General features: G+C 58.6%; 5 protein-coding genes and 2 pseudogenes. 6 read left to right on the plus strand and 1 reads right to left on the minus strand.

Going from position 1 to position 6,400, the window contains the following annotated elements:
* Positions 1 to 306: pseudogene (locus ABJN75_RS20280) on the plus strand (hypothetical protein); the annotation flags it as partial.
* A gap of 238 nt (positions 307 to 544) precedes the next feature.
* On the opposite strand, the pseudogene ABJN75_RS20285 reads toward ABJN75_RS20280, so the two are convergent.
* Positions 545 to 843: pseudogene (locus ABJN75_RS20285) on the minus strand (transposase); the annotation flags it as partial.
* Between the two features lie 277 nt (positions 844 to 1,120).
* Here ABJN75_RS20285 and ABJN75_RS20290 point away from each other — a divergent pair.
* From ABJN75_RS20290 to ABJN75_RS20310, 5 genes are all read left to right on the plus strand, one after another.
* A complete protein-coding gene (locus ABJN75_RS20290) occupies positions 1,121 to 2,140 on the plus strand; it encodes a substrate-binding domain-containing protein (RefSeq protein WP_348441417.1) in 1,020 nt (339 codons plus the stop codon).
* Between the two features lie 68 nt (positions 2,141 to 2,208).
* Entirely contained in the window at positions 2,209 to 3,717 is a 1,509-nt protein-coding gene (locus ABJN75_RS20295; protein ID WP_348441418.1) for a sugar ABC transporter ATP-binding protein, read from the plus strand.
* The gene (locus ABJN75_RS20300) at positions 3,717 to 4,694 is read left to right on the plus strand and encodes an ABC transporter permease (RefSeq protein WP_348441422.1); all 978 of its coding nucleotides are present in this window, start codon (positions 3,717 to 3,719) and stop codon (positions 4,692 to 4,694) included. Before ABJN75_RS20295 ends, ABJN75_RS20300 begins: the two co-directional genes overlap by 1 nt.
* Positions 4,691 to 5,659, plus strand: a complete 969-nt coding sequence (locus tag ABJN75_RS20305; protein WP_348441420.1) for an ABC transporter permease — start codon at positions 4,691 to 4,693, stop codon at positions 5,657 to 5,659. The genes ABJN75_RS20300 and ABJN75_RS20305 overlap by 4 nt, the downstream gene beginning before the upstream one ends.
* Positions 5,660 to 5,661: 2 nt before the next feature.
* A partial coding sequence (locus tag ABJN75_RS20310; protein ID WP_348441421.1) for a LacI family DNA-binding transcriptional regulator occupies positions 5,662 to 6,400 on the plus strand: 739 nt, incomplete at its 3' end.

Genomic DNA, 6,400 nt, shown 5'->3' on the forward strand with positions numbered 1-6,400 from the left:
TTCGACGCGACCTTTGAGGGAGGCAATCCCCGCGACGCGCTTGCTTCCTGTCCGCCGCTGCTGAACGAGGAAGACGATGCCGTGGCTGCCCGGCGCGTGTCGGATGAACGCAAGATGCAAGCGATCCTTGGCTCCGGCACAGTTGTATCAGCCCATGCGTATTCGGATGGCGGCATGCATTCAAGCTTCCGGAAACTTCTCAAAAGCCGTGGCGCCAAGGCGCTTGCACAGACAACATCATTAAAAGATGTACCGGTCAGCCGGCCGGATGCTGCGCTGGCAGATCCCCACAGGCCCGGAGAATGACATCCAAAAACATGCCCGGAGAATGCCATCCAAAAACCGGGATAGTGTCGCTTGATAACTCCAGCCTCCGCAGTCTGGACCGAATGGATAGCCTGTTCAAAGCTCACGGTTAGCGGCCAATATGTCGACGGGTTAGCCACAGCATGATCGGGGGGAGCAGCGACCAACTATGGCCTGGCCCGATAACAAGATCCACACAAGCGCCCCTCTCGACGATGCCATGCATCGTCTGCCGGGCAGCGGGACGGCGGGCGGGGCTTAGAAGTTTCCCCTGGCGGCCTCCGCAAGGATCATCTTGTCCAAGGTCAGATCGGTAACTGCCCGACGGAGGCGAGCGTTCTCGGTCTCCAACTCCTTCAGACGCTTCACCTGATCGCCCTTCAGGCCACCGTACCCTGATCGCCAGCGGTAATATGTAACTTCCGTCACGCCTATCGACCGGGTTGCCTCCGCAATCGATTTGCCCTGCGCATTCAGCACGTCAACTTGACGAAGCTTCGTGACGATCTCTTCGGCCTTGTGTCTTTTACCTGCCATTTCAATGTCCTTCTGTGGCTCGTAAGCCATACTTCAAGAAGGACCGCTTCTCCGGGGGCAGACCAGTGGCGCTGCCGTGAAAAACCTGGCCCATAGTGCTTCCCTCCATCCAGGAGAGAATAATGCACCATCAAAGTCTGGGTCTAAACATCCAAGTCGTATTGGCCTCAACTGCGCCGATGTCAGATAATCGATTTATGCAATCGATTGCAATGGCTCTTGCAATCGATTGCATGACATGGAATATTTGGATCGCATAATTCCTTGGGAGAATAAAATGAAGTTACGTACAGCTATTGCAGCGCTTGCTGCCTCCGTAATGTCCATTGCATCCGCAGGCGCCGAAGAGTTCACCATTGGCTTGTCCAACGGCTGGGTCGGGTCTGAGTGGCGGACGCAGATGATTGAAGAGGCAGAGGCCGCGGCCGCTGCGTGGGCCGAGCGCGGTGTGACTGTCAAGGTCGTCGTCCAGAGTGCCAATGTTGATGTGCCGGGGCAGATTGCCCATGTGCGCAACTTCATGAACCAGGGTGTCGATGCGGTCATCATCAATCCCAACAGCCCGACTGCTTTCGATCCGGTTTTCGCGCAGGCAAAGGAATCCGGCATCCTTGTGATTTCAACCGATGCTGAAGTTTCATCGCCAGACGCGACATATGTTGGCATCGACCAGCAGGCGTGGGCCGAAGCCGGGGCTGAATGGCTGGCCAAGACGCTCGATGGCAAGGGCAAAGTGGTTGCCATCAACGGTGTTGCCGGGCACCCGGCCAATGAGATGCGGGTTGCGGGTTACCGCAAGGTGTTTTCAGAATATCCCGACATCGAAATCGTCAATGAAGTGAACGCCAACTGGGATCAGGCTCAGGGCCAGCAGGCAATGCAGAACCTGCTTGCCACCTATCCTGATATCGATGGCGTCTGGGTGCAGGACGGCATGGCTGCCGGTGCATGGCGGTCCATTCAGGACTCGCCGCAGGCAGGCTCGATCGCCGCGACCGGTGAGATCCGCAAGGACTTTATCGACCTGTGGATCAAGGAAGGGCTGAACTCGGGCGCTTCCGTCAACCCTCCCGGCGTCATGGCCAGCGCGCTCAACGTTGCGGTGCTGATGCTCCAGGGGCGTGAATTGAAAGAGCCCGCAACCGCCGGTCAATACGGCAATGCAATGTACCTGCCGATTCCGTTCATCGATGCTTCCAATCTCAAGGAAGCGGCTGTCGAGCTTGAGGGCAAGCCGGGCTTTTACTCCTATACAAGCGCGTTGAGCATCGATCAGGCCGAAGCGCTGTTCAAGTAACATCGACTGAAAACCATGCCGGCCCTTTCGGGGCCGGCTCTCTCTTCAATCAGATCAGGGTGGGTGTCATGCCGAGACTTCGTCTTGAGGGTGTGAGCAAGCGCTATGGAGCCACCGTCGCTTTGCGCCGGGGTGATCTGGACCTCGTGCCAGGTGAGGTGCATGTGCTGATGGGATCCAATGGATCCGGCAAGAGCACCCTGAGCAAAATTATCGCCGGCAGCGTTCATCCCGATGGCGGCCTGATCAAGTGTGATGGCTCCGCCGTCACAATCCCGAGCCCGCAGGCAGCGCGTGATCTCGGTATCGCGGTATTCTATCAGGAGCTGAGCCTGGCCGCCCACCGAAGCGTGGTTGAGAACATCTGTCTCTCAAGGCTCGGCAAGGGTCGGGGGGTGTTTCGCAACCGGGCTGAAATGGTTTCCATGGCAGAGCCGTTCATCGCGCCCTTCCAGAGTGTTCTGGGGGATGGCTTCGGGCTGGATGTGCCGGTGGGACGGTTGCGTGCGGATCAGCGCCAGTTGGTCGAAATCATCAAGACCCTGGCTGCCAATCCCGACATTCTCATTTTCGATGAGCCGACATCGGCGCTCGATCGCGCACAGGTGGAATGCTTCATGGCGGTCCTGCGCGAGCTCAAGGCCAATGGCAAGAGCATCATCTTCATCTCGCACCGCATGGACGAAATATTCGAGATAGGAGACCGGGTGACGATCATTCGCGATGGCGAAACCGTGAGCACGTCAGCGGTGGCTGACACCACCATGGAAGCGATTCTGCGCACCATGACGGGGGAAGAAGCATCCGCTGCCGTCACCGCCGCAACACCGGCAGAGCGGACACAGCCGAAAAGCGGGGCGACAAAACTCACCGTCAAAAACCTTGTGGCGCCCGGCGTGGATGATGTCTCATTCGATGTGGCTGCCGGCGAGATCGTTGGTTTCGGCGGCCTGCATGGTCAAGGCCAATCGGCGGTACTCCGGGCGATATTCGGCGTATCCCAATTCCGCTCCGGCGATATTGAGGTTGGAGCTACCAGGCTGAGGGGGAAATCCCCGCGTGCCTCGATTCGCGACGGGTTGGCTTACGTGTCCGGCGACCGTGCCCGTGACGGGGTGATCGACGGACGCTCGATCCTCGAAAATACCGTGCCCATCTATGCGCTCAGAAACCGGCTGTTGATCACTTCACCGCGCACCCTTGGCGAAAAGGCTGAAACAGCACTTGAGCAGTTGCAGACAAAATACCAAAGCCTGGCTCACCCCATCAATTCGCTGTCGGGCGGCAATCAGCAGAAGGTCATCGTCTCGCGCTGGTTGATGGCGCCACCGCAAGTCATGCTGCTGGATGACCCGAGCAAGGGAATTGATATCGCATCAAAAACGGAACTGTTCCGGGTGCTGCGGGAGCTGGCTTCCGAGGGCATGGCGATCCTGCTCTACTCGTCCGAGGATGCAGAGTTGCTGGAGCATTCAGACCGGGTGCTGGTGTTCAACAACGGACGCATCGTGCGTGAGCTCAGCGGCGATGAGCGGACACGCTACCATCTCTACCAAGCAGCCTACGAGGCAGCATGATGACCTTGCCGATGCAGACAAGTTTCACGCAGCGATCGATTTTCGAACGTTTTCCATTCATCCCGGCGCTGGGGATTCTGGTGGTGTTGCTGATCCTCAATGGCCTGGCCGAGCCGAACAGCCTTTCGTTCCGCGCCATCACCGGGCTGACCAAAACCTATCTGGCGCTGATGCTCCTCGCAGTGGCGCAGTCTTTCGTGGTGTTCTCGTCGGACATCGACCTGTCGGTCGGCGCCATCCTGTCGCTGGTCAATGTGAGTGTCGTCGTCATGATCGACCAGCTGGGCGGCGGACCCGCCGCAGTGCTGTTTGCCTGCTTCGCCGGTATTCTGGTCGGCGTCCTGTGCGGTATCTTCAACGGGATCGTGGTTGTCGCGCTTCGATTGCAGCCGATCGTCGCCACCTTTGCGACCGGGATCCTGTTTACCGGAATTGCCTTGTGGGTGTTGCCGGTCGCCGGAATGCCCGTACCGCAATCGTTCTGGCGAACCTATGGCGGCAAGTTTTTTGACATCCCGTTTGTGTTCTACGTCGTTGCCCTTCTGGGCCTGCTGATCTGGCTTGCGGTCAGAACCAGGTTCATCATTCAATTGATGGCGGTGGGAGACGACCGTCTTGCTGCCTACCAATCCGGTCTGCCGGTCACGCGTATCAGGATCATGGCTTTTGCGATATGCGGCCTGTTCTCGGCATTGGCGGCGCTGTGTATCATCGGCGACACCGCGAGTGGCGACCCGGTCGTCGGCAATGCCATGACGCTCTATAGCGTTGCCGCGGTGGTGCTGGGCGGTACCGCGCTGTCCGGCGGCTCCGGGTCAATGCTCGGCTCGGCTATTGGCGCCTTGATCATCGGCCTGATCAATTCGTTCGTATTCTTTGTCGGCGTGTCGTCTGAATGGCAGAATTTTGCCCAGGGCGTCGCCGTGCTGCTGGCGCTCATGGCGGGCGTGCTGATTACGCGGAGGATCAGCAAATGAAAATCTCAACCAATGTAGTGGCGGAAATTGCCAGGACTCCGCTGGTCGTTGCGCTGGGGCTGATCGTGGCTTTGCTGGTGTTTGGCGAATTGTTGTCTCCCGGTTTTGCATCGCTATCCCAGATCATGCGGCTGCTGATTGTCGCGTCCATTCTTGGTGTGGTCGCAGCGGGCCAGAACCTGGTCATACTTGGCGGGCGCGAGGGAATTGATCTCTCCGTGGGCGGGGTCGTGTCGTTGAGTGCGGTGGTTGCAGGCAACATGATGCAGGGCAGCGATGCCGGGATCATTCCAGCCATCGTCGCCTGTCTGGCAACCGGGGCGTTCTTCGGTCTGCTCAATGGTCTCGGAGTTACTCTTCTGCGCATTCCTCCGCTGATCATGACCCTGGGCATGCTGGGTGTATTGCAAGGGCTTCTTGTGGTGGTTCGCAATGGTATTCCTTCCGGGCTGGCGGCTCCGGCACTTGCGACGTTTGTCACCAAGCCGCTGATGTTCGGCGTTCCGGGGATGATCTGGTTGTGGGGTGCAATCGGCGTGCTGATGGCAGCCGTTCTGAAGCGGACGCTGTTTGGTTATCGAATCTATGCGATTGGCTCGAACGAGAATGCCGCCCGGATGGCAGGCGTACCGGCGGATCTCATTCGCGTCTGTTTGTTCATGTTCTCAGGCATGTTTGCCGCCGTGGCGGGGTTTTGCATCCTAGGTTATTCCGGCTCGTCGTTTTCCAATGTGGGTGCGCAGTACATGTTGTCATCCATCATTGCGGTCGTCCTGGGCGGCACCTCGCTGTCGGGCGGAAAAGGCGGGTATACCGGCACCATGGCCGGTGCGACGCTGCTTGTGCTGCTGCAGAGCATTCTGACCACGTTGAACATCGAGGAAGCGGGACGCCAGTTTGCATTCGGCGCGACGCTGCTTGTCCTGATGCTGTTTTACGGACGTGGCAAGGCTCTGAGAGGATGAGCATGTCCACGCGACCAAGTCTCAAGGATATTGCATTGCGGGCCGGTGTTTCGACGGCGACGGCGTCGCGTGCGTTAAGCGGGTCCGACCTGATTGCCGAAGCGACTGTCGATCGCATCCGCGCCGTTGCCGATGCCTGCGGCTACCGCCCGAATGTAAGGGCGCGCAATTTTCGAGCCCAGAAAACAATGGCGGTGCTGATTGTCGTCCGTGACATCAGCAACTCGTTCTATCTTGAGGTCTTCAAGGGCGTCGAGCGGGTTGCTCGGCAAGCCGGCTATTCGGTACTCATGGCAAACACCGAGGGCGATATCGAGCGCGAAGCCGAGTATTTCGAGATGCTCAGAGATGGTCTTGCGGACGGCATGATCCTGATGACGGGTGCCGTCCCGGAGGCGGTTCAGCGCCGTCGCGACGCATGCGAGAATGTTGTCGTGGCGCTGGAAATGATCGAAGAATTCAGCGGTCCGCAGATCCTGATCGACAACGAGGCGTCTGCACAGGCCGCCGTCAATCACCTGCTTGCGCTGGGACATACCCGTATTGCCCATATTGCAGGACCGATACCCGAAGGCATGAGCGTTCGCAGACGGGCGGGCTATCGTCTTGCGATGCAACAGGCTGGCCTTGAGATTCCCGATGCATATGAATGCCATGGCGAATTCAACATGCAAAGCGGTGAGCGATGCGCCCGCGCGCTTCTGGATTGCAAGCGTCCGCCAACAGCGTTTTTTGCTGCAA

The organism is Hoeflea sp. (genome assembly GCF_039975035.1).
Classification (GTDB): domain Bacteria; phylum Pseudomonadota; class Alphaproteobacteria; order Rhizobiales; family Rhizobiaceae; genus Hoeflea.

Coding starts and splice junctions, on each gene's coding strand:
- ABJN75_RS20290 (WP_348441417.1), top strand. CDS start 1,121: ATGAAGTTACGTACAGCTATTGCAGCGCTTGCTGCCTCCGTAATGTCC.
- ABJN75_RS20300 (WP_348441422.1), top strand. CDS start 3,717: ATGACCTTGCCGATGCAGACAAGTTTCACGCAGCGATCGATTTTCGAA.
- ABJN75_RS20295 (WP_348441418.1), top strand. CDS start 2,209: ATGCCGAGACTTCGTCTTGAGGGTGTGAGCAAGCGCTATGGAGCCACC.
- ABJN75_RS20305 (WP_348441420.1), top strand. CDS start 4,691: ATGAAAATCTCAACCAATGTAGTGGCGGAAATTGCCAGGACTCCGCTG.